This is a genomic window from Pseudoduganella sp. GCM10020061 (assembly GCF_042683405.1).
Lineage (GTDB): Bacteria > Pseudomonadota > Gammaproteobacteria > Burkholderiales > Burkholderiaceae_D > Telluria.
This window is the reverse complement of sequence record NZ_JBHUJS010000002.1, coordinates 483095-509053: the sequence shown is the minus strand read 5'-3', so window position 1 is coordinate 509053 and position 25959 is coordinate 483095. Positions and strand designations below refer to the sequence as shown.

24 protein-coding genes are annotated in these 25959 nt (G+C 66.1%); all 24 read left to right on the top strand.

Translation table 11 applies throughout. The features are described from left to right. Positions 1–111: 111 nt before the first annotated feature. The 24 genes from ACFSQR_RS06095 to ACFSQR_RS05980 all read left to right on the top strand — a co-directional run bounded on the left by ACFSQR_RS06095 (position 112) and on the right by ACFSQR_RS05980 (position 25956). Positions 112–2343: a DUF4962 domain-containing protein gene (locus tag ACFSQR_RS06095; RefSeq protein ID WP_377728746.1), complete on the top strand. Its 2232-nt coding sequence runs from the start codon at positions 112–114 to the stop codon at positions 2341–2343. 135 nt (positions 2344–2478) lie between these two features. Beyond that, positions 2479–3690: a glycosyltransferase gene (locus ACFSQR_RS06090; RefSeq protein WP_377728745.1), complete on the top strand. Its 1212-nt coding sequence runs from the start codon at positions 2479–2481 to the stop codon at positions 3688–3690. A gap of 77 nt (positions 3691–3767) precedes the next feature. Beyond that, positions 3768–4034 carry a hypothetical protein gene (locus tag ACFSQR_RS06085; RefSeq protein WP_377728744.1) on the top strand — a complete coding sequence of 89 codons (267 nt, stop codon included), beginning with the start codon at positions 3768–3770 and terminating at the stop codon, positions 4032–4034. A gap of 26 nt (positions 4035–4060) precedes the next feature. Next, on the top strand, positions 4061–5407 hold the full coding sequence (locus ACFSQR_RS06080; protein ID WP_377728743.1) for a phenylacetate--CoA ligase family protein: 1347 nt from the start codon (positions 4061–4063) through the stop codon (positions 5405–5407). Then, positions 5404–6471, top strand: coding sequence for a glycosyltransferase family 4 protein (locus ACFSQR_RS06075; RefSeq protein WP_377728741.1), 1068 nt, complete (start codon positions 5404–5406; stop codon positions 6469–6471). Before ACFSQR_RS06080 ends, ACFSQR_RS06075 begins: the two co-directional genes overlap by 4 nt. After that, complete coding sequence (locus ACFSQR_RS06070; protein ID WP_377728740.1) at positions 6468–8468, top strand: heparinase II/III family protein; 2001 nt, start codon at positions 6468–6470, stop codon at positions 8466–8468. The genes ACFSQR_RS06075 and ACFSQR_RS06070 overlap by 4 nt, the downstream gene beginning before the upstream one ends. A gap of 16 nt (positions 8469–8484) precedes the next feature. Next, the gene (locus tag ACFSQR_RS06065; protein WP_377728738.1) at positions 8485–9795 is read left to right on the top strand and encodes a nucleotide sugar dehydrogenase; all 1311 of its coding nucleotides are present in this window, start codon (positions 8485–8487) and stop codon (positions 9793–9795) included. Further along, positions 9779–11026 carry a glycosyltransferase family 4 protein gene (locus tag ACFSQR_RS06060; RefSeq protein WP_377728737.1) on the top strand — a complete coding sequence of 416 codons (1248 nt, stop codon included), beginning with the start codon at positions 9779–9781 and terminating at the stop codon, positions 11024–11026. Before ACFSQR_RS06065 ends, ACFSQR_RS06060 begins: the two co-directional genes overlap by 17 nt. Continuing rightward, entirely contained in the window at positions 11023–12021 is a 999-nt protein-coding gene (gene galE, locus ACFSQR_RS06055; RefSeq protein WP_377728733.1) for a UDP-glucose 4-epimerase GalE, read from the top strand. Before ACFSQR_RS06060 ends, galE begins: the two co-directional genes overlap by 4 nt. Positions 12022–12050: 29 nt before the next feature. Beyond that, positions 12051–13205, top strand: coding sequence for a sugar phosphate nucleotidyltransferase (locus ACFSQR_RS06050; RefSeq protein ID WP_377728732.1), 1155 nt, complete (start codon positions 12051–12053; stop codon positions 13203–13205). Between the two features lie 13 nt (positions 13206–13218). Further along, positions 13219–14637, top strand: coding sequence for a mannose-1-phosphate guanylyltransferase/mannose-6-phosphate isomerase (locus tag ACFSQR_RS06045; RefSeq protein WP_377728731.1), 1419 nt, complete (start codon positions 13219–13221; stop codon positions 14635–14637). 210 nt (positions 14638–14847) lie between these two features. Beyond that, complete coding sequence (locus ACFSQR_RS06040; RefSeq protein WP_377728730.1) at positions 14848–15387, top strand: FxDxF family PEP-CTERM protein; 540 nt, start codon at positions 14848–14850, stop codon at positions 15385–15387. A gap of 95 nt (positions 15388–15482) precedes the next feature. Beyond that, positions 15483–16472 (top strand): TIGR03790 family protein, encoded by a 990-nt coding sequence (locus tag ACFSQR_RS06035; RefSeq protein ID WP_377728728.1) that lies wholly within the window; start codon positions 15483–15485, stop codon positions 16470–16472. 102 nt (positions 16473–16574) lie between these two features. After that, the gene (gene gspG, locus ACFSQR_RS06030) at positions 16575–17021 is read left to right on the top strand and encodes a type II secretion system major pseudopilin GspG (RefSeq protein ID WP_377728727.1); all 447 of its coding nucleotides are present in this window, start codon (positions 16575–16577) and stop codon (positions 17019–17021) included. An 18-nt stretch (positions 17022–17039) separates the two neighbouring features. Then, positions 17040–18227 (top strand): type II secretion system F family protein, encoded by a 1188-nt coding sequence (locus ACFSQR_RS06025; RefSeq protein WP_377728726.1) that lies wholly within the window; start codon positions 17040–17042, stop codon positions 18225–18227. Continuing rightward, the gene (locus ACFSQR_RS06020; protein ID WP_377728725.1) at positions 18224–19915 is read left to right on the top strand and encodes a GspE/PulE family protein; all 1692 of its coding nucleotides are present in this window, start codon (positions 18224–18226) and stop codon (positions 19913–19915) included. Before ACFSQR_RS06025 ends, ACFSQR_RS06020 begins: the two co-directional genes overlap by 4 nt. Beyond that, on the top strand, positions 19908–20702 hold the full coding sequence (locus tag ACFSQR_RS06015) for a hypothetical protein (protein ID WP_377728724.1): 795 nt from the start codon (positions 19908–19910) through the stop codon (positions 20700–20702). The genes ACFSQR_RS06020 and ACFSQR_RS06015 overlap by 8 nt, the downstream gene beginning before the upstream one ends. Next, a complete protein-coding gene (locus ACFSQR_RS06010; protein WP_377728723.1) occupies positions 20699–21247 on the top strand; it encodes a PilN domain-containing protein in 549 nt (182 codons plus the stop codon). The genes ACFSQR_RS06015 and ACFSQR_RS06010 overlap by 4 nt, the downstream gene beginning before the upstream one ends. Next, positions 21244–21804 (top strand): hypothetical protein, encoded by a 561-nt coding sequence (locus ACFSQR_RS06005; protein ID WP_377728722.1) that lies wholly within the window; start codon positions 21244–21246, stop codon positions 21802–21804. The genes ACFSQR_RS06010 and ACFSQR_RS06005 overlap by 4 nt, the downstream gene beginning before the upstream one ends. Beyond that, positions 21801–22319, top strand: a complete 519-nt coding sequence (locus ACFSQR_RS06000; RefSeq protein WP_377728721.1) for a hypothetical protein — start codon at positions 21801–21803, stop codon at positions 22317–22319. The genes ACFSQR_RS06005 and ACFSQR_RS06000 overlap by 4 nt, the downstream gene beginning before the upstream one ends. Then, positions 22319–24448 (top strand): secretin N-terminal domain-containing protein, encoded by a 2130-nt coding sequence (locus tag ACFSQR_RS05995; protein ID WP_377729025.1) that lies wholly within the window; start codon positions 22319–22321, stop codon positions 24446–24448. The genes ACFSQR_RS06000 and ACFSQR_RS05995 overlap by 1 nt, the downstream gene beginning before the upstream one ends. A 1-nt stretch (position 24449) precedes the next feature. Beyond that, positions 24450–24926: a type II secretion system protein gene (locus ACFSQR_RS05990; RefSeq protein WP_377728719.1), complete on the top strand. Its 477-nt coding sequence runs from the start codon at positions 24450–24452 to the stop codon at positions 24924–24926. A 2-nt stretch (positions 24927–24928) separates the two neighbouring features. After that, positions 24929–25306, top strand: coding sequence for a type II secretion system protein (locus tag ACFSQR_RS05985; protein ID WP_377728717.1), 378 nt, complete (start codon positions 24929–24931; stop codon positions 25304–25306). Then, entirely contained in the window at positions 25306–25956 is a 651-nt protein-coding gene (locus ACFSQR_RS05980) for a type II secretion system protein (protein ID WP_377728716.1), read from the top strand. The genes ACFSQR_RS05985 and ACFSQR_RS05980 overlap by 1 nt, the downstream gene beginning before the upstream one ends. Positions 25957–25959: the final 3 nt, after the last annotated feature.

Sequence of the window (25959 nt, the reverse complement as noted above, 5' to 3'; positions counted from 1 at the left end):
TAGTCCTCGCTTACCCGTCGAGTTCGCCTTAAGGCGCGATTGTTGAGCAGGGAATACATTCAAGTATTTGTTGTTCTGTTTTTTTGGAATTAATATACTGGAGGTTATGAAATGGCTGTACGTAAATCAACATTGGTGCTGTCGCTCGCCGCTGCCCTGGCCGGATTCAGCGCTCCTAGTCACGCTGACTGGGCCCAGAATGTCGATCCTGCTGTGGTCAAGCCAATGCCGAACAATCTGCAGGTGCAGCCGCAAAACCCGCCGGGCTTTACCTGGTCGCGCCACCCGCTGAATCCACCGTCGTACGAACTCGAAGTATCGAATGGTTCGACCGTGGTCGCGCGTTTTACCACGACCCGTAATTTCTACCTGCCGTCCAAGGCATTTCCTGTAGGTACTTACAGCTGGCGCGTTCGCCCGTCCAATTCGACCGACTGGTCGACCTCGCGCGGCTTTGTCATTAATTCCACCTCCAAGGTCTTCGAAGTGCCGGAGAATGCGGCAATCCGCCTGGCGGTTTCGCAACACCGCCGCTCCAGCCAGCTGCCCAAGGACTTCAAGACCTACGCCGAGTGGACCCCTGAAATGAAAGCGGCCCGCGGCACCGTCCTGACGACCCTGTCCAATGACGTGATCGCCAAGTTCGTCACGACCCCGAACGTCAACGATGCGATGTTCGCCGAATTCTTCACGACCACCGATCCGGCCCGCAAGGCGGCCATTTCGCTGGACATCTACCGCAAGATCGGCGCGGTGACGCGCCAGATGGAATCGGCAGCGCTGCTGTACCGCATCACGCTCGACCCGCGCTTCCTGCAAGAAGCGTCCAGGCGTGGCGACCAGCTCGCGGCCCTGGACCCGAAAGGCGCGACCAGCTTCGTCAACCAGGACCAGGCGACCCGCCAGCTGGCGCTGGCGCTGGTGAAGACAGTCGACTACCTGTACAACTATATCGGCGCGGCCCAGCGCACCCGCTGGTTCACCAGCGTGAAGATCCGCGCCACCGACATGTATAACAACCTGTCGGCCAATGCCGGCCGCATGGACCAGTATCCGTACGACTCGCACGGCGGCAACAACCTGGGCTACCTGGCACTGACCTCGATGCTCCTGCTGGGCGATATCCCGGAAGCGACCACCTGGTTTGACTTCTCGTACCGTGCTTACGTGCACCAGGTGTATGCCTGGAGTGGCGCCGAGGGCGGCTTCTCGCAAGGTACCGCGTATGGCCAGTACACAGCCGACATCGCGATGCACTTGTGGCAGCCGATGTCCGAGGCGACCGGTGTCAATATGTACAGCAAGCCGTGGGCGGAAGGCTTCGCCAAGTTCTTCATGTACTTCATGCCTCCTGGTACGGTCGGCCACGTGTTTGGCGACGAGCGCGAAACCACGCCGGACACCGCGCTGTTGAAGGCGTTCACCTCGCGCCTGGATACCCCGGCCGCTGCGTGGTACACCTCCAACGTCAAGGCTGCCGAGTATGGCCTGACCCTGCTGCAGGCGAAATACCCGCTGAAGAGCGCGACCGTGGCGCCTGCCGTGCCGGCCAATGCCGCACTGTTCCCGAGCATCGGCTGGGTGGCAATGCACAGCAACCTGGCGGACGTGAAGCGCACCTCGATCTTCTTCAAGTCCAGCCCGTATGGTTCGTACAACCACAGCCACAGCGACCAGAACACTTTTGTGCTGAACAGTAAGGGCCGCCGCCTGCTGATCGAAACCGGCTACCAGGACTATTACATGTCGCCGAACGTGATCAACTGGTACCGCCAGACCAAGGCGCACAACGGCATCACGTTTGACGGTGGCGTTGGCCAGTACACGTATGGCAACACGCAGAACCTGGGCTATAACGGCAAGATCACGGCGTTCTCGACCACCCCGTCGCTGGACTATGCGGAAGGCGATGCCTCGGCGGCCTACACCACCCGCCTGAACAGCGCGGTGCGCAAGATGTGGTACCTGCGCAACCAGGATGCCCTGCTGGTGCAGGACAAGCTGGTGTCGCCAGTGGCCCGCACCTTCGAATGGAACATGCACGGCGCCGCGCCGATCATGAAACAGGCGGATGGCAGCGTGTCGATCACCAACGTGGACGCCTCGGTCTGCCTGCGTTCGATCGGCAAGAATGCGGCAAGCTACCAGACCCGCACCGGTCCGGCGCCGAAAGCTGGCGTGGTTGAATCGCACGGCGCATTCGTAGCCAACAGTGCGCTCACCTCGGCCGAGTTCCTGGTGCTGGTCGACGTGGGCTGCAAGAAGCCGGCCGTGACCGTGACCAACACCAGCAACGGCCGCACCGTGTCGATCGGTGGCCAGAGCATCTTCGTGCCCAATTGAAACGGGTAAGCTGAAACGCCTGGGGTAGAATTTGAGCGGCCCCCCGGGGCCGCCAGGTTCCCGGCAACGGAACAATGGGCGGCATCCTTCGGGATGCCGCCCATTTTTCATTTGCGTAGCGCGTGGAGGCATTCTTTGACCGGCAAGCTTGATTTTCACCTTCTGCAGTTCGTGCCGGAACCCTTGCCGACCTTCCGGGCGGACGTGGCCGTGATGTTCGGCAAGTACCTGCCACGCCACCGGATCCATTGCCACCTGGCGGGCCGGCGCGGCACCGGCGGTCCCTCAGCCCAGCAATATAGTGCGGTCGATATGCCGGCTCCGGCCCGCTCGCAATGGGGGCGCGAACTGGCCTATTGCGCAATGGTGGTACGGATCATGGCGCGCGCCAGCCGCCAGCGTTACGACCTGGTGCAGGTGCGCGACATGGTGACCATTGGCGTGCTGGTGTTGCTGTTCGCCCGCCTCAAGGGAATTCCTTTTGCTTACTGGATGTCGTTTCCGATGTGCGAGTCGCGCATTGCGCGCGCGCGTGCGCAGTTGCGCGCCCGGCCCAGCCTGAAGCAGTTGCTGGTGCTGGCGAAAGGCAAGTTCGAATCGTTTTTGCTCTACAAGATCCTGTTGCCCGCCGCCCGCCATGTCTTCGTGCAGAGCGATGCGATGGGGGCTGCGGTGGCTGCGCGCGGCATCGATCCGGCCAAGCTGAGCAGTGTGCCGATGGGCGTGGACACCGAAGTGCTGCGCCCGCAGGACGTGGTGCCGCGCCGGCCCGAGGGCTGGGAAGCGGCGCCGCTGGTGGCGTACCTCGGCACCCTGGACCGGCTGCGCGAACTGCACGTCGCCATCGATGCGCTGGCGCTGGTGCGGCACGACTTTCCCGAGGCCAAGCTGTTGTTGATCGGCGACGCCAGCGCGCCGGCCGACGTGCAGGACCTGCTCGACCACGCGCGCCGCCGCGGGGTAGGGGAGGCGGTGCGCGTGACCGGCTGGATGGCGCCGGCCCAGGCCTGGGAATTGCTGGCCGGGGCCGATGCCGCCATCTCCTACATTCCGCGCGGAATCCTGTTCGATGTCAGCTCCCCGACCAAGCTGCTGGAATACCTGGCTATGGCCATGCCCAGCGTGGGCAACGACAACCCTGACCAGGCGCAGGTGCTGGACGGCAGCCAGGCCGGCTGGCTGACTGCCAGCGATGCGGGCGCCATGGCGGCGGCGCTGTCAGCCATTTTCGCCGACCGCGCGCAGGCGCGCGCGCGCGCCGCATCCGGTCCCGGCTTCATCGAGCGCCATCGCAGCTACCGCGTGCTGGCCGAGACACTTGCCTCAAGGTACAAGCAGTTGATTTAACCCCGCACGATTGCCCAATCGAACTCTTCTTTTCAAAAGAAACTGTCATAATTAATTGACTATTTTGAAAGACTTCGATGATCCAACTACTGCAATCGAACGCAGCCGGATATCGGGACATCGTTCATATCCGCGTTCCCGGTTCCAGCGAGCTGGCGCGCCGGCGCCTGCGGGGCAAGCGCTCCCTCCGTGCCGCGATGTCGTTCGAGAACGAACCAGGCCTTACCGGCCCTGACCGCTACCCGTCCGGGCGCGCCGCGCGCGCCGCACATCCTCCCCGCAGCCTGTCTGTTGCCGGCTTTTGCCGCAGCGGCCGGGAGACCGGTCCTTTCCTGTTGGTGTAGGCAAGCTGCGCTGCAAGGAGAAATGCATGAACCTGATGTTTGAAGCGCGCAACCTGATCAAATCGCGGTTGCGCAACGGCCCGGCATTCCGGCGCAGGCTGGCGGAATTCACGGCCTCGGCCGACCTGCGTGGCGAAGCGCTGCGCGAGTGGCAGTTCCGGCACCTGAAGGAAACCGTGACCCGCGCCTACGAAGGCACGGCCTACTACCGCCGCGCCTTCGATGCGGCCGGGTTCCATCCGTCCTCGCTGCGCAGCCTGGACGACGTCGCGCGCATCCCGGTCACCGAAAAATCGGCGGTGCGCACCTGCGGCCCCGAGTTCCTGAGCACGCGCCACCGCGGGCTGAAATTTTCCGCCCAGACCAGCGGCAGCACCGGCACGCCTTTGCAACTGAGCCGCGACCTCGATTCCATCAATGCCGAAAACGCCTTCCTTTGGCGCTTCTGGCGCGCGCACGGCAAGCAGCCGGGCTCGCGCCGCGCTACCGTGCGCGCCGACCTGATCACCGATGTGTCGGGCGACAAGCTGTGGGTGTATAACCGCTTCAACCAAGAGCTGCTGGCATCCGCATTCCACCTGAACGACCAGTCCATGGGACAGATCGTGGACCGGCTGCGCGACTTCGGCGCCTTCGACCTGTACGCCTATCCATCGACCGCGTTCGTGCTGGCCGACTACGTGCGGCGCAGCGGCAAGGAGCTCGGATTCGGCGCGGTGTTCACCTCGTCGGAGCAGCTGTTCCCGCACCAGAAGGAGCTCATCGAGCAGCAGTTCCACACCCGCGTGCATGACTGGTACGGCCAGGCCGAGCGCGTCGGCGCCATTGCCCACTGCGCTCACGGCAATTACCACATCCAGGAAGACTATTCCTACGTCGAGCTGGAACCGGTCGGCAACGGCGAATACGAGCTGATCGGCACTTCCTTCTTCAATCACCTGTTCCCGCTGATCCGCTACCGTACGGGCGACCGCATCACCCTGTCGGACCACGCGTGCGCGTGCGGCTCGCCGGGGCGGGTGGTGGCCTCGATCGGAGGGCGCACCAGTTGCTACATCGAGACCCCGGACGGGCGCAAGGTCAGCCTGGTCAACCATATCCCGCGCGGCGTGCCGCACCTCGTGGAAGCGCAATTCGTGCAGGAATCGGCCAACGGCCTGTGCATCCGGATCGTGTGCGAGGAGCGCTTCAGCGACGCCGACGCCGGCATGCTGATCCAGCGCGCGCGCGAGCGGATCTCGCCCGCCATGGAGTACCGGATCGAGAAGCTGGCGGCGATCCCGCGCACCAGCGCCGGCAAGTTCGTGCCGGTGATCCCGCTGGCGCAGGCGGGTCAGCCGGCAACCCATCCACCGGACCGGGTCGAGGCATGATGCACAACAAGATCGTCATGCTCGGCACGACCTCGCAAGGGGGTATTGCATCGGTGGTGGATGTGTACCGCGCCGCCGGCTTGTTCCAGCGCTTCCCGATTGTTTACCTCGCCACGCACCGCGGCGGCGGGCGGCTCGCCAAGCTGGGAGCGCTGCTGCTGGCGCTGGCGAAGTTCGGCGCATTGCTGCTCAGCGGCCAGGTGGCCCTGGTCCACATCCATGTCGCCTCGCGCGCAAGCTTCTGGCGCAAGTCCCTGTTCTTCTGGCTGGCGCGCCCGTTCCGGGTGCGCACCATCCTGCACCTGCACGGTGGCGAATTCTCGGTGTTCTATCACAAGGAGTGCGGCCCGGTGCGGCGCGCGCTGGTGCGCGCCGTGTTCGACCGCGCCACCCGCATCGTGGTGCTGTCGGCGGCATGGAAGGATTTCCTGGCCACCATCACCCGCAATCCCAATGTCGAAGCGATCCACAACCCGGTCATCGTGCCGGGCCAGCCGGCATGGGAGCAGCGACGTCCCGGCCAGGTTGTTTTCCTGGGCAAGCTGGGACCGAACAAGGGCAGCTACGACCTGCTGGAAGCGGCTTCCATGCTGCTGGCGCGGCGCCAGCAGCTCGACCTGATGCTGGGCGGCGACGGCGAGGTGCAGCAAACGCGCGCCCGAGTGTCCGAGCTGGGGATTGGCGAGCACGTGAAAGTGCTGGGCTGGGTAGGACCGGAGCAGCGCAATGCGCTGCTGGCGTCGGCCTCGGTATTCGTGCTGCCCTCGTACCACGAGGGACTGCCGATGAGCATCCTGGAAGCGATGGCGGCCGGGTTGCCGGTGCTGGCCACGCCGGTCGGCGGCATCCCCGAACTGCTCACCGACGGGGTGGAAGGTTACATGGTGCAGCCGGGCGACGTCGAGGGACTGGTGCGCTGCATGCAAAGCCTGCTGGACGACCAGGCCCTGGCGCAGCGCATGGGCGCTGCCGGCCGGCGCAAGATTGAAACGACGTTCTCTGCCGGCGCGGTGCTGCCGCGCGTGGAAAAGATTTACCAGGATTTGGGAATACAACCTGTATGACGACATTGGCTTGGAAGGTCAACCGTATCCGCCTGATGGGGGCGGGTGAAATTATCTGGCGCGCCAGCCAGGTGCTGCGCAAGCAGGCCAGCCGCTTCGGCATCGGCGTGGCGGCGCAGGTGCCGGCGCCGGACCTGTCACGCTTCGGCGCGGCCGTGATCCCGCCAGGCGTGCCGGACATCGATCGTGCCAGCCTGGTCCAGGCGGCCGAGTCGTTGCTGGCTGGCCGCTGGTCGGTCTTCGCGCTGCGCGACATCGAACTGGGTTTCCCGCCGCAATGGAACCGGGACCCGAAGACCGGGACGCTGGCGCCGATGACGCCGGGCAAGGGCATCCAGTACCGCAGCGAACAGGTGGTCGGCGACATCAAGTACCTGTGGGAGCCGAGCCGCCACCTGGAACTGGTGACGCTGGCGCTGGCCTACCGCGCCACCGGCGAGCCGCGTTATGCGCGCGGCGCGCGCACCCTGCTCGAATCGTGGCTGGACCAGTGCCCGTATCCGCTTGGCGTCCACTGGTCCAGCTCGCTGGAGCTGGCGGTGCGCCTGCTGAACTGGTCGTTCGCGTGGGACTTGCTGGGCGGGCGCAACAGCGTCCTGTTCGAAGGGGAGGACGGCCAGCGCTTCCTGCGCCGCTGGCTCGACAGCGTGTACCGCCACTGTCATTTCATCGAAGGCTATTTTTCGCGCCACTCGTCCGCCAACAACCACCTGTTCGGCGAATACATGGGATTGTTTGCCGCCAGCCACACCTGGCCGTGCTGGCGCGCCAGCGCGCGCTGGCTGGAACTGTCGCGCCGCGGCCTGGAGGAGGAAGCGTTGCGGCAGAACCACGCCGATGGCGTCAACAAGGAACAGGCCATCTATTACCACCACGAGGTGATGGACATGATGCTGCTGTGCCAGCTGGTCGCGCGCGCCAACGGCGCCACGTTCCCGCCCGCGTTCCTGGAGCGCCTGGAGCAGATGGCCGGGTTCGTGCAGGCCATGATGGCGTTCGGGGGCAGGGTGCCGATGACCGGCGACGCCGACGACGCGCAGATGGTGCGCCTGGCGTACGCGCCCGGCTGGTGCCCCTACCGTTCGCTGCTGGCCAGCTGCGCGCTGCTGTTCGGCCGCGGAGACTTCCGCCGCAAGGCCGGGGAGCTGGACGACAAGACCCGGTGGCTGTTCGGCGAGGCCGGCGCGCGCGCCTGGGACGAGCTGCGGCCCGAACCGGAGCGTACCGAAATGGCCTTCCCGCAGGGCGGCTACTACCTGCTGGGCCACCGCTTCGGCACGCCGCAGGAGATCCGCATGGTGGTCGACTGCGCGCCGCTCGGCTACCTCTCGATCGCCGCCCATGGCCACGCCGACGCGCTGGCGTTCACGCTGGCGGTCGGCGGCACCGAGGTGCTGGTCGACCCGGGCACCTACGCCTACCATACGCAAAAGAAGTGGCGCGACTATTTCCGCAGCACCTCCGCCCACAACACCGTGGCGGTGGACGGCTGCGACCAGTCGGAAATGGCCGGCCCCTTCATGTGGATGCGCAAGGCCAACGCGCACCTGCTGGAGCACCGCCCCGGCGCCGCGATCCAGGTCTTCGACGGCGAGCATGACGGCTACCGCCGCCTGGCCGATCCGGTCATGCACCGCCGCCGCATCGAATTCGACCAGGTCGCGCTGACCATCACCGTCACCGACTTTCTATCGTGCATCGCAGCGCACGACGTTTTGCTACATTGGCACATCGGTGAAGATTGCACCGCCTCCCTGACGGATGGCGGCTTCTCGGTCAGCGGCCCGGGCGTGACCACCACCTTCAGGAGCCGCGCGGACGGCTTCGCATTCGATCTCGTTAGCGCGAGCGAAACGCCGCCCTGCGGCTGGATCTCGCGCTCGTTCGACTCCAAGAGTCCCATCACGACCGCGCGCATGCGCGGCCGGATCAACGGCAGCACGCAGATCGTTACCACCATATCGGTTCGCGCAGACGGCGCCGAACCCCTCAACTGAAAAAGGGAGAACAATAGTGAAAATCAGTATTTTCGGCTTGGGCTATGTGGGCGCAGTGTCCGCCGGCTGCCTGGCTACCGACGGCCACACCGTGATCGGCGTGGACCCGAACCAGACCAAAGTGGACCTGATCAACGAGGGCAAGACCCCCATCATTGAAAAGGATATCGGCGAGATGATCGCGCAGACCGTGCGCGACGGCTTGCTGCGCGCCACCACCAGCGTGCGCGAAGCGGTCGACAACACCGAGCTGTCGCTCATTTGCGTCGGTACGCCGTCCCAATTGAACGGCAACCTGGACCTGTCGCACGTGCGCAAGGTGTGCCAGCAGATCGGCGCGGCGCTGCGCGACAAGGAAGGCTTCCATGTCGTGGTCGCGCGCAGCACCATGCTGCCGGGTTCCATGCGCAGCGTGGTCATCCCGACCCTGGAAGAAGCATCGGGCAAGAAGGCGGGCGTCGATTTCGGCGTCTGCAACAACCCCGAGTTCCTGCGCGAAGGCACCGCCGTCTATGACTACTACCACCCGCCCAAGACCGTGATCGGCGAGACCGACACCAAGGCCGGCGAGATGCTGGTGGAACTGTACAAGAAGATGGAAGCGCCAATGATCCGAACCGGCGTGGAGACGGCCGAGATGGTCAAGTACACCGACAACGCCTGGCACGCGGTGAAGGTCGCCTTCGCCAACGAGATCGGCAACCTGTGCAAGGCGGTCGGCATCGACGGCCACAAAGTGATGGAAATCTTCTGCCAGGACACCAAGCTCAATCTGTCGCCTTACTACATGAAGCCGGGCTTCGCGTTCGGCGGCTCCTGCCTGCCCAAGGACGTGCGCGCGCTGACCTACAAGGCGCGCAGCCTGGACCTGGAGATGCCGCTGCTGAACTCCGTGCTGCCGTCCAACCAGCACCAGGTCAACAAGGGCCTGGCCATGATCATGGACAAGGGCAAGAAGAAGGTCGGCGTGCTGGGCTTCTCGTTCAAGGCCGGCACCGACGACCTGCGCGAATCGCCGCTGGTGGACGTGATCGAACACCTGATCGGCAAGGGCTACGAGCTCAAGCTGTACGACAAGAACGTCAACCTGGCCGCGCTGACCGGCGCCAACCAGGACTACATCCTGAACCGCATCCCGCACATCTCCAAGCTGATGGTGCAGGACATGAACGAAGTGCTCGAGTTCGCCGAAACCATCGTGATCGGCAACGGCGCCGAGGAATTCAAGGCCGTGCCTGACCGCCTGAAGGCCGGCCAGTCGATCGTCGACCTGGTCCGCATTTCCCCGAAACAGAGCGGAGAGCAATACGATGGCATCTGCTGGTAAGAAGCGCGTCCTGGTCCTGGTCGAGAACCTGCCGTCGCCGTTCGACCGCCGCGTGTGGCAGGAGTCCACCACGCTGCACGCGCACGGCTACGAAGTCTCGATCATCTGTCCGACCGGGAAAGGCTACGAGAAGAAGTACGAGGTCATCGACGGCATCCATATCTACCGTTACGACCTGCCGCTCGAGGCCGAAGGCGCCAAGGGCTACCTGATCGAATATTCGGCGGCCCTGTTCCACACCTTCCGCCTGGCGCTGAAGGTGCTGCGCGAGCGCGGCTTCGACGCCATCCACGCCTGCAACCCGCCCGACCTGCTGTTCCTGATCGGTGGTTTCTTCAAGCTGTTCGGCAAGCGCTTCCTGTTCGACCACCACGACATCAACCCCGAGCTGTACGAGGCCAAGTTCGGCCGCCGGGACTTCTTCTACAAGCTGATGGTGCTGTTCGAGCGCTGGTCGTTCAAGACCGCCGACGTGTCGATCGCCACTAATGAGTCGTACAAGCGCATCGCGATCCAGCGCGGCGGCATGGACCCGGACAAGGTGTACGTGGTGCGCAGCGGGCCAAAGCTGGACCGCCTGCGCATCCTGCCGCCGGTGCCGGAACTGAAGAAGGGCCGCAAGTACCTGGTCGGCTACGTCGGCGTGATGGGCGCGCAAGAAGGCATCGACCTGCTGTTGCAGTCGGCGCGCCACCTGATCGTGGACATGGGCCGCACCGACGTGCATTTCGGCCTGGTCGGCGGCGGCACCTCGCTCGACCAGATGAAGCAGATGGCGCAGGACCTGGGCATCGCCGACTACGTCACCTTTACCGGCCGCGTGCCGGACCAGGATTTGCTGGAGATGCTCAATACCGCGGACGTGTGCGTGAACCCGGACGTGGCCAACGACATGAACGACAAGTCCACCATGAACAAGATCATGGAATACATGGCGCTTGGCAAGCCGATCGTCCAGTTCGACCTGGTCGAGGGTAAATATTCGGCGCAGGCGGCCTCGCTGTACGCAAACAAGAACGACCCGGTCGACATGGCGCGTAAAATCGCTGAATTGCTGGACGATCCCGATCAACGCGCGCGCATGGGCGAGTACGGCCGCAACCGCGTGATCAACGAACTGGAATGGGTGTACGAGGAGCCGAAGCTGCTGGCCGCCTACGACCGCCTGTTCGGCGTACCCAACGCAGCTCGCCCGGCTCCCATGCAAACAACTGAAAGCGAGTACACATGAACATCCTGGTGACGGGCGGCCTTGGCTATATCGGCTCCCACACATGCGTAGAACTGCTCGGTGCGGGCTACGATGTCGTTGTCGTCGATAACCTGTCCAATGCCAAGCCCGAGGTCGGCGACCGCATCCGCAAGATCACTGGCAAGGATTTCAAGTTCGTCCACGCCGACATCCGCGACCGCGCGGCCATGGAAGGCGCGTTCGCCGCGCACAAGGCCGATGCCGTGATCCATTTCGCTGGCCTGAAGGCGGTCGGCGAGTCGGTCGAGCAGCCGCTGCGCTACTACGACAACAACGTGACGGGCAGCGTGGTGCTGTTCGAGACCATGCAGAAGTTCGGCGTGAAGTCGATGGTGTTCTCTTCGTCCGCCACCGTGTACGGCGACCCGCACACGGTGCCGATCAAGGAGGACTTCCCGCTGCACGCGACCAATCCCTACGGCCGCAGCAAGCTGATGATCGAAGAGATCCTGCGCGACGTGTTCGTGTCCGACGCCAGCTGGCGCACCGCGCTGCTGCGTTACTTCAACCCGGTGGGGGCGCACGAGAGCGGCCTGATCGGCGAGGACCCGAACGGCATCCCGAACAACCTGCTGCCCTACATCGCGCAGGTGGCGGAAGGCCGGCGCGAGAAGCTGTCCGTGTACGGCGGCGACTACCCGACCCCGGACGGCACCGGCATGCGCGACTACATCCACGTCGTGGACCTGGCGCTGGCCCACGTGGCCGCCATCGAGAAGCTGGCCAAGGGCGCAGGGATTTTCACCTACAACCTGGGCACGGGCCGCGCCAACAGCGTGCTGGAGATGGTCCGCGCATTTGAAAAAGCATCCGGCAAGAAGATCCCGTACCAGATCGTGGCGCGCCGTCCCGGCGACATCGCAACCTGCTATGCCGATCCGCAGCTGGCGAAGGAAGAACTGGGCTGGTCCGCGACCCGCAACGTCGAGCAGATGTGTGCCGACGCGTGGCGCTGGCAGTCAAGCCCCAAGTAGGCAAACCCATTTCAGGAGGCGTTCGATACATGAAAGCGATGATTCTGGCGGCAGGCAAGGGCACCCGTGTGCGTCCCCTGACGTATGATGTACCGAAACCGATGATTCCGATCCTCGGCAAACCGGTAATGGCGTACCTGATCGAACATCTCGCCCACCACGGCGTCACGCAGATCATGGTCAACGTGAGCTACCTGCACGACAAGATCGAGGAGTATTTCGGCGAGGGCTCCCAGTTCGGGGTCCAGATCGGCTATTCCTTCGAGGGCTATACGCTCGACACCGGGGAGGTGATCCCCCAGCCGATCGGCTCGGCCGGCGGCATCAAGAAGATCCAGGACTTTGGCGGCTTCTTCGACGAGACCACCATCGTGCTGTGCGGCGATGCGCTGATCGACCTGGACCTGGGCGCGGCGCTGGCCGAACACCGCCGCAAGGGTGCGCTGGCCAGCGTGATCACGCGCGAGGTCCCGTGGGACAAGGTGTCATCGTACGGCGTGGTGGTGGCCGACGAAACGGGCCGCATCACGCAGTTCCAGGAAAAGCCGTCGCGCGAAGTGGCCAAGTCCAACTTCATCTCGACCGGCATCTACCTGTTCGAGCCGGAGGTGATCGACCTGATCCCGCCGGGCGTGGAATTCGATATCGGCTCGCAGCTGTTCCCGCTGCTGGCCGAGCGCGGGCTGCCGTTCTACGCGCAGCGCCGCCCGTTCAACTGGCTCGACATCGGCAGCGTCACCGACTACTGGGAAGTGCTGCAGAACGTGCTGACCGGCGAGGTCGCGCACATGAAGGTGCCGGGCACCCAGATCGAGCAGGGCCTGTGGGTCGGGCTGAACACCAATATCGACTGGGAAGGCACCACCATCGAAGGACCGGTCTACATCGGCTCCGGCTGCAAGATCGAAGCGGGCGTGAAGATCGTCGGTCCTACCTGGATCGGGCATGGCAGCCATATCTGCGCCGGCGCCGAAATTGTGCGCAGCGTCTTGTTCGAATACACGAGAGTGTTGCAAGATGTTGCATTGAATGAAATGATTGTCTTTAAAGAATATAGTGTCGACCGCCACGGCGAAATGAAACACGCGTCCGAATGCCTGTCGGACGAATGGATCAACGCGCGCGACCGGCGCCGCAGCCGGCGCAGCGACACCGCTTACGCACTGCACTCCACAGGAAAATAAAAGAAAGTACCTGATGAAAATCTATCCAGTCATCCTTTCCGGCGGCGCCGGTACCCGTCTGTGGCCGCTCTCGCGCGCCGTGATGCCCAAGCAGCTGTTGCCGCTGGTGTCGGACAAGACGATGTTGCAGGACACGATCCTGCGCGTGGCGGACTGGCCCGACCTGATGGCGCCGCTGGTCGTGTGCGGCAACGAGCACCGCTTCCTGGTGGCCGAGCAGCTGCGCGCGATCGGCATCAAGCCGCTCGGCATCCTGCTCGAACCGATCGGCCGCAATACCGCGCCGGCCGTCGCCGCCGCCGCCAACTACCTGAAGGCGATCGACCCCGAGGCGGTCATGCTGGTGCTGCCGGCCGACCACGTCATCACCGACAATGCCGCCTTCAAGTCCGCCGTGGACCGCGCCATGCTGATGGTGAAGGAGGGCGGCCTGGCCACCTTCGGCATCGTGCCGCAGGCGCCTGAAACCGGCTACGGCTACATCAACCGCGGCGCCGCCATGGACGCCTGCGACGGCTGCTACCGCGTGGCGCGCTTCGTCGAAAAGCCGAACCGCGAGACCGCGGAGAAGTTCCTGGCCGAAGGCGGCTACTACTGGAACAGCGGCATGTTCCTGTTCCGCGCCCAGCGCTTCCTGGACGAACTGGCGCGCCTGCAGCCGGACATCGCCAGCGCCGCCGAGAGCGCGGTGCAGAAGGGCTACCGCGACCTCGATTTCTGCCGCCTGGACGAAGCGACCTTCTCGGACTGCCCGTCCGACTCGATCGACTACGCGGTGATGGAAAAGACCAGCCATGCGGTCGTGGTCCCGGCCGACATCGGCTGGAGCGACGTGGGTTCCTGGTCCGCGCTGTGGGAAGTGCAACAGGGCGACGCCGAAGGCAATGTGTGCCGCGGCGACGTCTACCTCGACGGCGTAAAAAACTCGCTGGTGCGCGCCGAGAGCCGCATCGTGGCCGTGGTAGGCGTCGACAACCTCGTGGTGGTCGAGACCGGCGACGCGGTGCTGGTGGCGCACAAGGACCAGGTCCAGCGCGTCAAGCAGATCGTCGACCACCTCAAGTCGAAGGAGCGCACCGAGCACCTGCACCACACGCGCGTGCACCGTCCGTGGGGCTGGTACGAGGGCGTGGACGCGGGCGACCGCTTCCAGGTCAAGCGCATCTGCGTCAAACCGGGCGAAAAGCTGTCGCTGCAGATGCACCACCACCGCGCCGAGCACTGGGTCGTGGTGTCCGGCACCGCGCGCGTCACCTGCGGCGAGAAGGTCAGCCTGCTGTCCGAAAACGAATCGACCTACATCCCGATCGGGATGAACCACCGCCTGGAAAACCCGGGCAAGGTACCGCTGCACATCATCGAGGTGCAGTCGGGCAGCTACCTGGGCGAAGACGACATCGTCCGCTTCGAAGACATCTACAAGCGCGCCTGAGCGCCGGGGACTTCCGCCCAAGGGACGTCCCCGTTCCTTCCTTGGTGGAAATACGGTTGTCGCGACAACGAATCCGTCGCGACAACACAACCGTTGTTTGATATTTATTTCATAACGCCACCAGATCCCCAGCTACAGTCATTCCCAGGACTTGTTCCCGTGGACCGCAATCGTGCGACCACGAACTTCATTGAAATGGAGTGGGAAAAAATGAAAACCATGAAGGCATTCCTCTCGGCGCTCGGCTGCGCGAGCATGCTGCTGCTGGCGCCGGCCAGCCATGCAGTCGACATCAGCCATCCGCCCACGCCCGTGATCCTGGTGGACGGCACCGGGACCTTCGGCGCCTCTTTCCTGTCCGGAAACTCGGGCAATACCTTTTCTGACAAGTACACTTTCTCGACGGTCGGGCTGAACTTCGTCGACACGCTGGTGGGTTCGATCGCACACAGCGCGCTGGTCGGACTCACCATTACCGGCTACGACCTGTACGACAGCAGCAATGCCCTGGTGGCGTCCGGGGTCATGCAGAGCACGGGAACGGTGGACCTGTGGACGATCGCCACCGGCGGGCTGCCGACCGGCTCCTACTATGTGCAGGTGACCGGCAGCATCGTGTCGAACACTTCCGCCAGCTATGCCGGCAACCTGAACGTGCTGGCCGTGCCGGAGCCGCAGACCTACGCCATGCTGCTGGCCGGTTTGGGCCTGGTGGCCGGCGCAGCACGCCTGCGCGCCAAGCGTACTTAAGCAAAGCACTTGTGTGGCTATAATCAAAACGGAAGTCTCGGGCTTCCGTTTTGATTTTCAAGGTAAAGGTGCGTATGCGAGTGCAGCATGGCTGGATGGCAGTGATACTGGTGTGGGCTTGCGGTATGGGCAGCGCCTGGGCCCAGGTGACGATGGGCGCGGGACAGTTGGGGCTGGTCATCAACGATGCCGACCCGGCCAGCATTGCTGTCGGCGACTACTACCGCAAGGCGCGTGGCGTTCCTGCCGAAAACGTCGTCCATGTGCGCATTCCCCCGAACAAGGAGCGGCTCGAGCTGGGCGCGTTCCGGCAGATGAAGGCCGACATCGACAAGGCCCTGCCACCCCATGTGCAGGCGGTGCTGATGGTGTGGACCGCTCCCTATGCGGTGGACTGCAATTCCATTACCGCTGCCTATACCCTGGGCTACGATGCCGCCCAGTGCGCCAAGACCTGCGGGCAGGGGCGGGTCAACCCGTATTTCAATTCTCCGGCAAAGAGCCCGTCGGCTGCCGGGCTGCGCCTGTCGATGCTGCTGCCCGCTAACTCGGTCGAATCGGCCAAGGCCCTGATCGACCGCGGCATCGCCGCCGACCGCAAGGCCGGCCCGGCAAGCGCCTATTTCCTGACCACCAGCGAAAAGACCCGCAACAGCCGTGCCCACCTGTTTCCTCCGGCCGGTCGCATCGCGGCCAAGAAGCTGACCATCAAGCGCCTCTCCTCGGATGCACTGGAAAACGCCAGCGACATCATGTTCTACCAGACCGGCCTGGCCCGCGTGAACAAGATCGAGACCAACAAGTTCCTGCCGGGAGCGCTGGCCGACCACATGACCTCGCTCGGCGGAGACCTGCTCGGCAATGGGCAGATGAGCGCCCTGCGCTGGCTGGAGGCGGGCGCGACGGCAAGCTATGGCACCGTGACCGAGCCGTGCAACTACTGGCAGAAATTCCCTCATCCCACTGTGCTGATGCGCCACTACGCGCTGGGCGCCACCGCCATCGAAGCGTACTGGAAGAGCGTGGCATGGCCAGCCCAGGGCCTGTTCATCGGCGAGCCGCTCGCCGCGCCCTACAAGCGCTGACATGCATATTGCAGCAGCACAAAAAGCCGCGCTCGGCGTTTGTTGCTCAGCAAAAAAATGGTATCGTCTTGTTAACACAACATTTATGGCAAGACCGGGCCAATGGGTCTGCCCAAGGAGTCGCCGCTGATGCGCGCTGCAAAGCAAAATCGAGGGTTTACGTTGCTGGAATTGCTGGTGGTGATCGTCATCATCGGCCTGCTTGCAGCCTACGTCGGACCGAAGTATTTTTCCCAACTGGGCAAGTCGGAAGTGACGGTCGCCAAGGCGCAGATGGAGTCGTTCGAGAAGTCGCTCGACACCTACCGCCTTGATGTCGGCCGCTACCCGACCACGGAGGAAGGCCTGCAGGCGCTGATCACCGCGCCTGCCACTGCCGCCGGCAAGTGGAACGGCCCGTACCTGAAGAAGGGCGTGCCGCTCGACCCTTGGGGCAATGCCTATGCCTACCGTGCCCCGGGCGCCCGCGGCGAATACGAGATTGTCTCGCTGGGCAAGGACGGCCAGCCCGGCGGCGCCGGCGAGAACGCCGACATCGCCACGCAATAAGGCATAACAGGGAAGTTCATGCAGTTTTCAGTGCGCACGCTTGCGCCGGACATGTCGATTGGCAGCTGCGTTGTCGATGCGCCGGATGAAGCCGACGCCAGGCGGCAGGTCGAGTCGCGCGGTCTGTTCGTCAGCGCCGTGCAGCCGCTGCGCGCCGGTGCGCTGCGCCGCGCGCGGGCCGGCAAGCTGTCGCTGGTCCTGTTCAGCCAGGAGCTGCTGGCGCTGCTGAATGCCGGCCTGTCGGTGGTCGAGTCGCTCGACGCGCTGCTTGAAAAGGAATCGAACGCCTCCACCCGCGGCGTGCTGGAGCGGCTGCTGGCCGGCCTGCGCGACGGCATGCGCTTTTCCGCCGTGCTGGCGGCGCAGCCGGACCTGTTCCCGCCGCTGTACGTGGGCATCGTGCGCGCTGCCGAAGGCACCAGCGACCTGCCACGCTCGCTGGCCCGCTACATCGACTACCAGCAGCGCATCGACCTGGTGCGCTCCAAGATCGTCAGCGCGTCCATCTACCCGGTCATCCTGCTGATGGTGGGCGCCGGGGTCTCGCTGTTCCTGATCGGTTACGTGGTGCCCAAGTTCGCCGAGGTGTACCAGGGCGCGGGGCGCGAGCTGCCGTTCATGTCGCAGCTGATGCTCGACTGGGGGCAGTTCGCCGCCAGCCACGGCGCGGCGCTGGGGCAGGGCGCGCTGGTGGCGGCGGTGCTGCTGTTCCTGCTGGTGCGGCGCATGCTGGCCAACGGCGACTTCGGCCGCCTGCTCACGCGCCTGCCGGGCATCGGCGAACGCGTGCGCGTGTACGAGCTGTCGCGCCTGTACCTGACGCTGGGCATGCTGGCCGAGGGCGGCATCACCATCGTGCAGGCGATCCATACCGTGCGGCCGATGGTGTCCCCGGCGCTGCGCAGCGCGCTCGATGCGGCGCGCGCCAGCATCGAATCGGGCCAGCCGATGTCGAGTTCCTTCGAACAGCACGGCCTGACCACGCCGATCTCGCTGCGCATGCTGCGCGTTGGCGAGCGCACCGGCGAGATGGGGCCGATGCTGATGCAGTCGGCATCCTTCTACGACGGCGAAATCAGCCGCTGGATCGACCGCTTCACGCGCACCTTCGAACCGCTGCTGATGGCCGCGATCGGCCTGGTGGTGGGCGCCATCGTGGTGCTGCTGTACATGCCGATTTTTGACCTCGCGGGAGACATGTCGTGAACGCGGCCGTTCCATTCATCCTCGATACCGCCCAGCTGGCGCAGGCGCGCGAAGCCTGCCTGCAATCGCGCCGCACGCTGGTGGCCGAGCTGGAAGCGTTGTCCGGAGCCGACCCGCGCGCCATCGTCGGCGCGCTGGCCGCGCCGTTCGGCCTGTCGGTCATGGAAACGGCGCAGATGCTGGAGATGACGCCCGCCTTCGACCTGCTGCCGCTGGCACAGGCGATGGCGCGCCACGGCCTGCTACTGCGCGGCGCGGGCGGCCACCTGGTCGGCGTGATCTCCGATCCGTTCGACCTCGACCTGCAGACCTGGCTCAGCACCCAGGCCAGGGCACGTCCCGGCGCGCCACTCGACCTGCGCCTGGCGCTGCAGTCGGACATCCAGGCCTACCTGTCGCGCCAGGAAGAATCGGCGCGCGCGGTGGATTCGCTCGTCACCACCGGCGGCGACGGACGCCGCGAGAAGACCGCGGCGGTGCTGTCGTTCGCCTCCGTGTCGGAAGCGGCCAGTCCCGCGGTCAGGCTGGTCAACTCCACGCTGTACGACGCCCTTAAGGCGGGCGCCTCCGACATCCACCTCGAAAGCACTGCCGGCGGGCTGTCGGTCAAGTACCGCATCGACGGCGTGCTCGATCATGCGGCGACCGTGTCCGGCACCGACACTGCCGAGCAGATCGTCTCGCGCCTCAAGGTGCTGGCCGAACTCGATATCGCCGAGCGCCGCGTGCCGCAGGACGGCAGCTTCCGCGTCGAATCGGGCGGCCGCGAGATCGACCTGCGCGTCTCGATCATGCCCTCGATCCACGGCGAGGACGCGGTCATCCGTATCCTCGACAAGCGCGCAATGGTAGAGGCGTACGGCGCGCTGACGCTGGAAGCGCTGGGCTTCGACGCGCCATCGCTGGCTACGCTGCGGGCGCTGGCGCAGGAAGCCTACGGCATGCTGCTGGTGACCGGGCCGACCGGCTCGGGCAAGACCACCACGCTGTACGCCGCGCTCACCGAGATCCACAACGGCCGCGAGAAGATCATCACCATCGAGGACCCGGTCGAGTACCAGCTGCCCGGCATCCTGCAGATCCCGGTGAACGAGAAGAAGGGCCTGACTTTCGCCAAGGGCCTGCGCTCGATCCTGCGCCACGACCCCGACAAGATCATGGTGGGCGAGATCCGCGACCGCGAAACGGCCGAAATCGCGGTGCAGTCGGCGCTGACCGGCCACCTGGTGCTCACCACCGTCCATGCCAACAATGTGTTCGACGTGTTCGGGCGCTTCACGCACATGGGCATCGACCCGTATGCCTTCGTCTCGGCGCTGAACGGCATCTGGGCGCAGCGTCTGGTGCGCATGAACTGCCCGCATTGCGCGCAGCCGGCCACGCCTTCCGACGCGGAACTGGAGCAGGTGAACCTGACCCGCGACGAGGTGCGCGAGTACCGCTTCATGGAAGGCAAGGGCTGCGGCGACTGCCGCGGCACCGGCTACAAGGGCCGCCGTTCGATCGCGGAAATCCTCACGCTCAACGACGAGATCCGCGAACTGATCGTGGACAAGCAGCCGATCCGCCGCATCAAGGCAGCCGCGTATGCCAATGGCACGCGCAGCCTGCGCTCGGCCGCGCTGGAACTGGTCAAGCGCGGCGCCACGACGCTGGCGGAGATCAAGCGGGTGACCCTGCATGCGTAGGCGGCTCGGACAATCGCTGCGCGTCGGCGTCGCGGAGAGCGCGCTGGCGCTGGCCGTGACCAGCCGCTGGGGCGCGTCGCGCGTGGAGAGCGAGCTGGCCTTCGATGCCGCGCAGCCCGGCGCGATGGCTGCGGCGCTTTCACAGCTGCTGGGCAGCGCTCATGCGCGCTGGCCCGTTTCCTTTGTCCTGTCCAACGACCTGGTGCGGATGTGGCGCGTCGCGCCGCCGCACGATGCCGCGCGCATGGCCGACCTGGAAGCGGCCGCCGCGCTGCGTTTCCATTCCCTGTACGGCGAAATGCCGGCCCAGTGGGTGATCCGTGCCGGCTGGGATGCCGCGCGGCCGTTCATGGCAGCCGGCATCCCGCATGCGCTGCTCGCCGCGCTGACGCAGGCCGCCGATGCGCAGGGCATGGCCGTGACCGGCATCGAGCCGCACTTCGCCGTCGCGTTCAATGCGTGCCGTTCGTCGCTGCGCCACGGCGCCTGGTTCGGCCTGGTGCACGAAGGCGTGATCACCACCGGCGCCCCGGATGGCGAGCGTCTGGAAGCAGTGCGCGCCGCCGCCATACCTGACGGCGCCGGCGCCGAATGGCTGGCCACCCATGTCACGCGGGAAGCGATGCTGCTTGGCCTGCCTGCACCGCGCGCGCTGGCCCTGGCCGGCGCGGTCCCCGACCGCTGGCTGGGCGGGAACTCGCAACTGGCCTGCGCGCTGGCCGGCCGCCCCCCGATGGCGGAGCTGTCGCCCGCTGCGCAGCTTGCCCTGGCGGGAGTCGTGCGATGAAGGCGCTGCGGATCGACTTTGCACCGTCCGGGTGGCGCCGCACGCTGTACCGCACCCATCCCGCTGCCTGGGTCGCGGCCGCCATCGCCGCGCTGGCGCTCGGTGCCGCCGTCGCAGCGGCGTTCAGGCTGCACGCCGAGCAGGAGGAATACGAGCGCCAGCTGGCCGAAGCCGGCGTGCGTGCGCGCCAGGTGGCGGCCCGCGCGCCGCGGCCGGTGGCGCAGCCGCGCGTGCCCGAAGCGCAGGCCGCGGCCGTCAACGCCATCGTCTCGCAGCTGAACCTGCCCTGGCGCGCCGTGCACGACGCGCTCGCCGCCGGCACGCCGGCCAGCATCGCCTTGCTGGCGCTGGAGCCCGATGCGCGCCGCCATACCCTGCGCATCACCGCCGAAGCGCGAGACAGCGACGGCATGGTCGGCTATGTCGAACAGCTCAAGCGCCAGGAGCTGTTCTCGGACGTCGTACTGGTGAGCCACCTGGTGAACGACGCCGATCCGAACAAGCCGCTCCGGTTCGAGCTCGAGGCGACATGGAGCGCGCCATGAGCGGGGCCACGCTCGGCGCCATTGCATTGCGCGTCGGGATCGCGCTGCGCGCGGCCGGTCCGGTAGGCATCGGCGCGGCGCTGGTGCTGGCCGCAAGCGCGGCTGCGCTGGGCTGGATCCTGCCGGAGCGCGCGGCGCGCGCGCAGCAGCACCGCGCCGTGCTGGCGCAGGCTGCCGCCGCGCCCGCGCCCGTGCTGGTGCAGGCGGCTGCGCCGCAGACCGCAGCCATCGAAGCGTTCTACAAGGCGCTGGGCGAGCGCCGCTATGCCGAGCAGCAGGTACGCACCTTGTTCGGACTGGCCGACAAGGCGGGCCTGGTGCTGGCGCGGGGCGAATACCGTGCCGCCTACGACCGCAACGCGCGGGTGTACGCGTACCAGGTCACGCTGCCGGTGCGCGGCCCGTACAAGGCCGTGTGGGGCTTTGCGATGTCCTCGCTGGCCACCATTCCTTTCGCCTCGCTCGACGAGATTTCGTTCAAGCGCGAATCGGTCGGCGATCCGGATGTCGACGCGCGCCTGCGCCTGACGCTGTATCTGAACGGGGGCGCGCCATGAGTCCGCGTCATATCGTGCTTGGCCTGGCCCTGCTGGGTGCGGCGGGCCTGGCGGCCTTCGGCGACAAGGAACCGGAGGGCGCAGTTGTCGAAAGCGTGGATCGCCCCGCGCCGGCGGCCGCGCCTGCAGTGGCCCGGACGCCCGCGCCGCTGGCGCAGGAGGGACCCGCCGTGCTGCGGCTGGTCCCGCGCGCCGAACTGATTGGCCAGGCCGGCGATGGCGACGCGCCGGGGTTCGGCGCGCGTAGCTGGAACCCGCCGCCGCCCGAACCGCCGTCTCCGCCACCGCCGGCCCCGCCGATGGCGCCGGCGATTCCCTTCACCTTCATCGGCAAGTCGCTGGGCGAGGGGCGCTGGGAGATCTACCTTGCGCAGGGCGAACGCATCCACGCGGTACGGGCCGGCGACGTCATCGACGGCGCCTGGCGCATCGATGCGGTGGCGCCACCCATGATGACCGTCACCTACCTGCCGCTGGGCCAGCAACAACACATGAATATTGGAGCAAACGAGTGATGCGAAGCGAAACCTGGCGCCGTGTGCGCATCCTGGCCGTTCCCCTGCTGGCGCTGGCGCTGGCCGGCTGCGCCGCCCAGATGGCGTACCGCGACGGCCGCAGCCTGGTCGAACGCGATCAGGTCGAGCAGGGCCTGGTGCGCTTGCGCGAAGCGGTCGAGCGCGACCCGGGCAATGCGCAGTACCGCGCGACTTTCCTGATGGTGCGCGACCGCCATGCCACACGCCAGGTCGACCTGGCCCAGCGCGAACTGCAGCAGGGCAGGGTGGCCGAAGCGAAGGCGGCGTTCCAGCGCGCGCTGTCGATCGACCCGGGCCATGAGCGCGCGCGCCAGGGCCTGCGCGATATCGAGGCCAGCCAGCGCCACGCCACGCTGCTCGCCGACGCCACCGCGCTGGCCGCAAAGAAGGATTACGCCATCGCGCGCGCCAAGCTGGAAGCCATCATTACCGAACAGCCCGGCCACGAAGGCGCGCGCCGCCTGCTGGCCGATATCGACAGCCAGACCGCGCCGCCGGCCGTGCCGAGCCGCCTGTCGGCCGCCTACCGCCAGCCGGTCACGATCGAATTTCGCGACGCGCCGCTGCGCCAGGTGTTCGAGGTGCTGTCGCGCCGCTCCGGCCTGAACTTCCTGTTCGATAAGGACGTGCGCTCCGACAGCCGCACCTCGATCTTCCTGAAGAACAGCACCGTCGAAGCGGCGATCCACTACCTGCTCACCACCAACCAGCTGGAACAGCAGGTGATGGACGAGAACACGATCCTGATCTACCCGAACGTCGCGGCCAAGGTGCGCGAATACCAGCAGATGGTGGTCAAGACCTTCTACCTGGCGAATGCGGATGCCAAGACGGTGGGCAATACCCTGAAGGTGATCCTCAAGACGCGCGACATCGCGATCGATGAAAAGCTCAACATGGTGATCGTGCGCGACAGCGAGGACGCGGTGCGCCTGGCCGAGAAACTGGTCGCGCTGCAGGACGTGGCCGAGGCCGAGGTGATGCTGGAAGTCGAGATCCTCGAGATCAAGCGCAGCCGCCTGACCGAGCTGGGCATCGCCTGGCCGGAAAGCCTGTCGTTCGCGCCGATCGTCACCGCGGCCACCGGGCCGCTCACGATCGACCAGTTGCGCGGCCTGAACGGCTCGCGCATCGGCGTCTCTGGCGTGTCCGCCGCCATCACCGCCAACAAGACCGACGCGGACGCCAACATCCTGGCCAACCCGCGCATCCGCGTGCGTAACAAGGAAAAGGCCAAGATCGTGATCGGCGACAAGGTCCCGGTCATCACCACCACGATCTCGCCGGGCTCCGGCGGCTTCGCATCGGAGTCGGTGAGCTACGTCGACGTGGGCCTCACGCTCAACGTGGAGCCGACCATCTACCTGAACAACGAGGTGGGCATCCGCATCGCGCTGGAGGTCAGCAACCTGGTGGACAAGCAGACCACCAGCACCGGCACCACGGCCTACCAGATCGGCACGCGCCAGGCGCAGACCTTCCTGCAGCTCAAGGACGGCGAGAACCAGGTGCTGGCGGGCCTGATCAACAACGAGGAACGCAGCGGCGGCAGCAAGGTGCCGGGCGTGGGCGACCTGCCGCTGGTGGGACGCCTGTTCGGCGTCACGCTGGACGACAACCAGCGCACCGAGATCGTGCTGTCGATCACGCCGCACCTGGTGCGCACCGTGCAGCGCCCGGCCGCAGGCGCGTCCGAGTTCAGCGCCGGCACCGAGACCAGCTTCCGCCGCCGTCCCGACCCGTCCGAGCGCCTGCCTGTGGCAGCGCCCGTGCAGCCCGGCCAGGTGGGCACCATCGCGCCCGCGATCAACCCGAACATCAACACCGGCCCACGCGTGGCGCCGCCGCTGCTGCCGCCCCCGGCCGGCCGCCAGCCTGCGCGCCCTGTCGGCGTGCCGCTGCCGGTCACCCAGCAGGCTGGCCAGCCGTCGCTGGACGCGGCCGCGACGCCGCAGCCGGAAGCCGATTCCAACTCGCCGAACATCACGCGTCCGCAGCCGCTGCCGGCGTCGCGCTCGGTCGTCGATCCGCCACCGCCGCCGCCTGCGACCACCACCACGACCACCACCACGCCGGTTGTCATACCGCCGCGTCCACCGGGCCAGTGACATGTTGAAGGCGCGCCGCGGCTTTACGCTGATCGAACTGCTGGTCACCCTGGCGATCCTGGCGATGCTCGGCACGCTGATCGTGCCGGTGACGAAAGCAACGATCCAGCGTTCGCAGGAGCAGGAACTGCGCCGCTCGCTGCGCGAGATCCGCACCGGCATCGACGCCTACAAAAAGGCCTACGATGAGGGGCGCCTGCCGCGCGTGACCGGATCGACCGGCTATCCGAAAGACCTGGACCTGCTGGTGCAGGGCGTGGCGGACCAGCGCAGCCCGACGCGGGCCAAGATGTACTTCCTGCGCCGCATTCCGCGCGACCCCTTCAACAAGGACCCCGCGCTGACCGATGCGCAGACCTGGGGCAAGCGCAGCTACGCCAGCGAACCGGACGAGCCGAAGGAAGGGGAGGACGTGTACGACGTGTACACCACCTCTCCCGGCGTCGGCCTGAACGGCATCCCCTACCGGAAGTGGTGACCATGCAGCGCACACGCAACGGCTTTACCCTGATCGAACTGCTGGTGGTGCTCGGCATCGTCGCGCTGCTGCTCACGCTCGCCGTGCCGCGTTTCTTCCCGAGCGTGGACAGTGCCAAGGAGACCATCCTGGCCGACAACCTGCGCAACACGCGCATCGTGATCGACCAGTTCCACGCCGATACCGGCCGCTACCCGGAATCGCTCGACGAGCTGGTGGAAAAGCGCTACCTGCGCAGCCTGCCCTACGACCCCATCGCCGGGAGCAATTCGGCGTGGATCGTGGAGCCGCCGCAGGAGCCGGACAAGGGCCAGGTGTACAACCTGCGCAGCAGCGCAGAAGGCGCCGGCAAGAACGGCATCGCATACGGGGAGTGGTAGTGCGCGCACGCCAGGGCGGCTTCACCTACCTCGGGCTGATCGTCCTGCTCACGATCATCGGCCTGGTCGGCGCGGCCACGCTCAAGGTGGAATCGCTGATGCGCCGCGCCGAGGCCGAGGAAGAGCTGCTCGAGATCGGCGCCGAATTCACGAAGGCCCTGCGCAGCTACGCGGCTGCCACGCCGCGCGGACAGCGCCAGCAGCCGGCGTCGCTGCAGGACCTGGTGCGCGATCCGCGCTTTCCGTACCCGCGCCGGCACCTGCGCAAGATCTACATCGATCCCATTACAGGCAAGGACGAGTGGGGCATCCTGTACCTGGCCGGGCAGACCGGCGTGATCGGTGTACACAGCCTGTCCGATACCAAGCCGCTCAAGATCGCGAATTTTGACGCGCGCTTCCAGAACTTCGAGAAGGCGGAGCTGATATCTGACTGGCGCTTCACCATGAGCGGGCAGGGCGCGGTGCCGAACCGCCAGCCACAGGGCGTGCAGCCGCCGCTCGCGCCGCCGCCGCCGGGCCGCGAGCCGTTGCCGCCGCCGCGCAAGGAAACCCCGCTGCTGCCGCCCGGCGTGCCGCCGCCGCCCGACGACGACATCACTATCGTGACCCCGCCGCCGCCGAGGGAAGAGGCTTCCAACGAACGCTGAGCC

Excerpts from the sequence above, each read along its gene's own strand:
- ACFSQR_RS05985 (WP_377728717.1), top strand. The coding sequence starts at position 24,929 with ATGCAGCGCACACGCAACGGCTTTACCCTGATCGAACTGCTGGTGGTG.
- ACFSQR_RS06025 (WP_377728726.1), top strand. The coding sequence starts at position 17,040 with ATGCAGTTTTCAGTGCGCACGCTTGCGCCGGACATGTCGATTGGCAGC.
- ACFSQR_RS06010 (WP_377728723.1), top strand. The coding sequence starts at position 20,699 with ATGAAGGCGCTGCGGATCGACTTTGCACCGTCCGGGTGGCGCCGCACG.
- ACFSQR_RS06060 (WP_377728737.1), top strand. The coding sequence starts at position 9,779 with ATGGCATCTGCTGGTAAGAAGCGCGTCCTGGTCCTGGTCGAGAACCTG.
- gspG (WP_377728727.1), top strand. The coding sequence starts at position 16,575 with ATGGGTCTGCCCAAGGAGTCGCCGCTGATGCGCGCTGCAAAGCAAAAT.
- ACFSQR_RS05995 (WP_377729025.1), top strand. The coding sequence starts at position 22,319 with ATGCGAAGCGAAACCTGGCGCCGTGTGCGCATCCTGGCCGTTCCCCTG.
- ACFSQR_RS06080 (WP_377728743.1), top strand. The coding sequence starts at position 4,061 with ATGAACCTGATGTTTGAAGCGCGCAACCTGATCAAATCGCGGTTGCGC.
- ACFSQR_RS06085 (WP_377728744.1), top strand. The coding sequence starts at position 3,768 with ATGATCCAACTACTGCAATCGAACGCAGCCGGATATCGGGACATCGTT.
- ACFSQR_RS06000 (WP_377728721.1), top strand. The coding sequence starts at position 21,801 with ATGAGTCCGCGTCATATCGTGCTTGGCCTGGCCCTGCTGGGTGCGGCG.
- ACFSQR_RS06015 (WP_377728724.1), top strand. The coding sequence starts at position 19,908 with ATGCGTAGGCGGCTCGGACAATCGCTGCGCGTCGGCGTCGCGGAGAGC.
- ACFSQR_RS06040 (WP_377728730.1), top strand. The coding sequence starts at position 14,848 with ATGAAAACCATGAAGGCATTCCTCTCGGCGCTCGGCTGCGCGAGCATG.
- ACFSQR_RS06035 (WP_377728728.1), top strand. The coding sequence starts at position 15,483 with ATGGCAGTGATACTGGTGTGGGCTTGCGGTATGGGCAGCGCCTGGGCC.
- ACFSQR_RS06005 (WP_377728722.1), top strand. The coding sequence starts at position 21,244 with ATGAGCGGGGCCACGCTCGGCGCCATTGCATTGCGCGTCGGGATCGCG.
- ACFSQR_RS06075 (WP_377728741.1), top strand. The coding sequence starts at position 5,404 with ATGATGCACAACAAGATCGTCATGCTCGGCACGACCTCGCAAGGGGGT.
- ACFSQR_RS06070 (WP_377728740.1), top strand. The coding sequence starts at position 6,468 with ATGACGACATTGGCTTGGAAGGTCAACCGTATCCGCCTGATGGGGGCG.
- galE (WP_377728733.1), top strand. The coding sequence starts at position 11,023 with ATGAACATCCTGGTGACGGGCGGCCTTGGCTATATCGGCTCCCACACA.
- ACFSQR_RS06045 (WP_377728731.1), top strand. The coding sequence starts at position 13,219 with ATGAAAATCTATCCAGTCATCCTTTCCGGCGGCGCCGGTACCCGTCTG.
- ACFSQR_RS05990 (WP_377728719.1), top strand. The coding sequence starts at position 24,450 with ATGTTGAAGGCGCGCCGCGGCTTTACGCTGATCGAACTGCTGGTCACC.
- ACFSQR_RS06050 (WP_377728732.1), top strand. The coding sequence starts at position 12,051 with ATGAAAGCGATGATTCTGGCGGCAGGCAAGGGCACCCGTGTGCGTCCC.
- ACFSQR_RS06095 (WP_377728746.1), top strand. The coding sequence starts at position 112 with ATGGCTGTACGTAAATCAACATTGGTGCTGTCGCTCGCCGCTGCCCTG.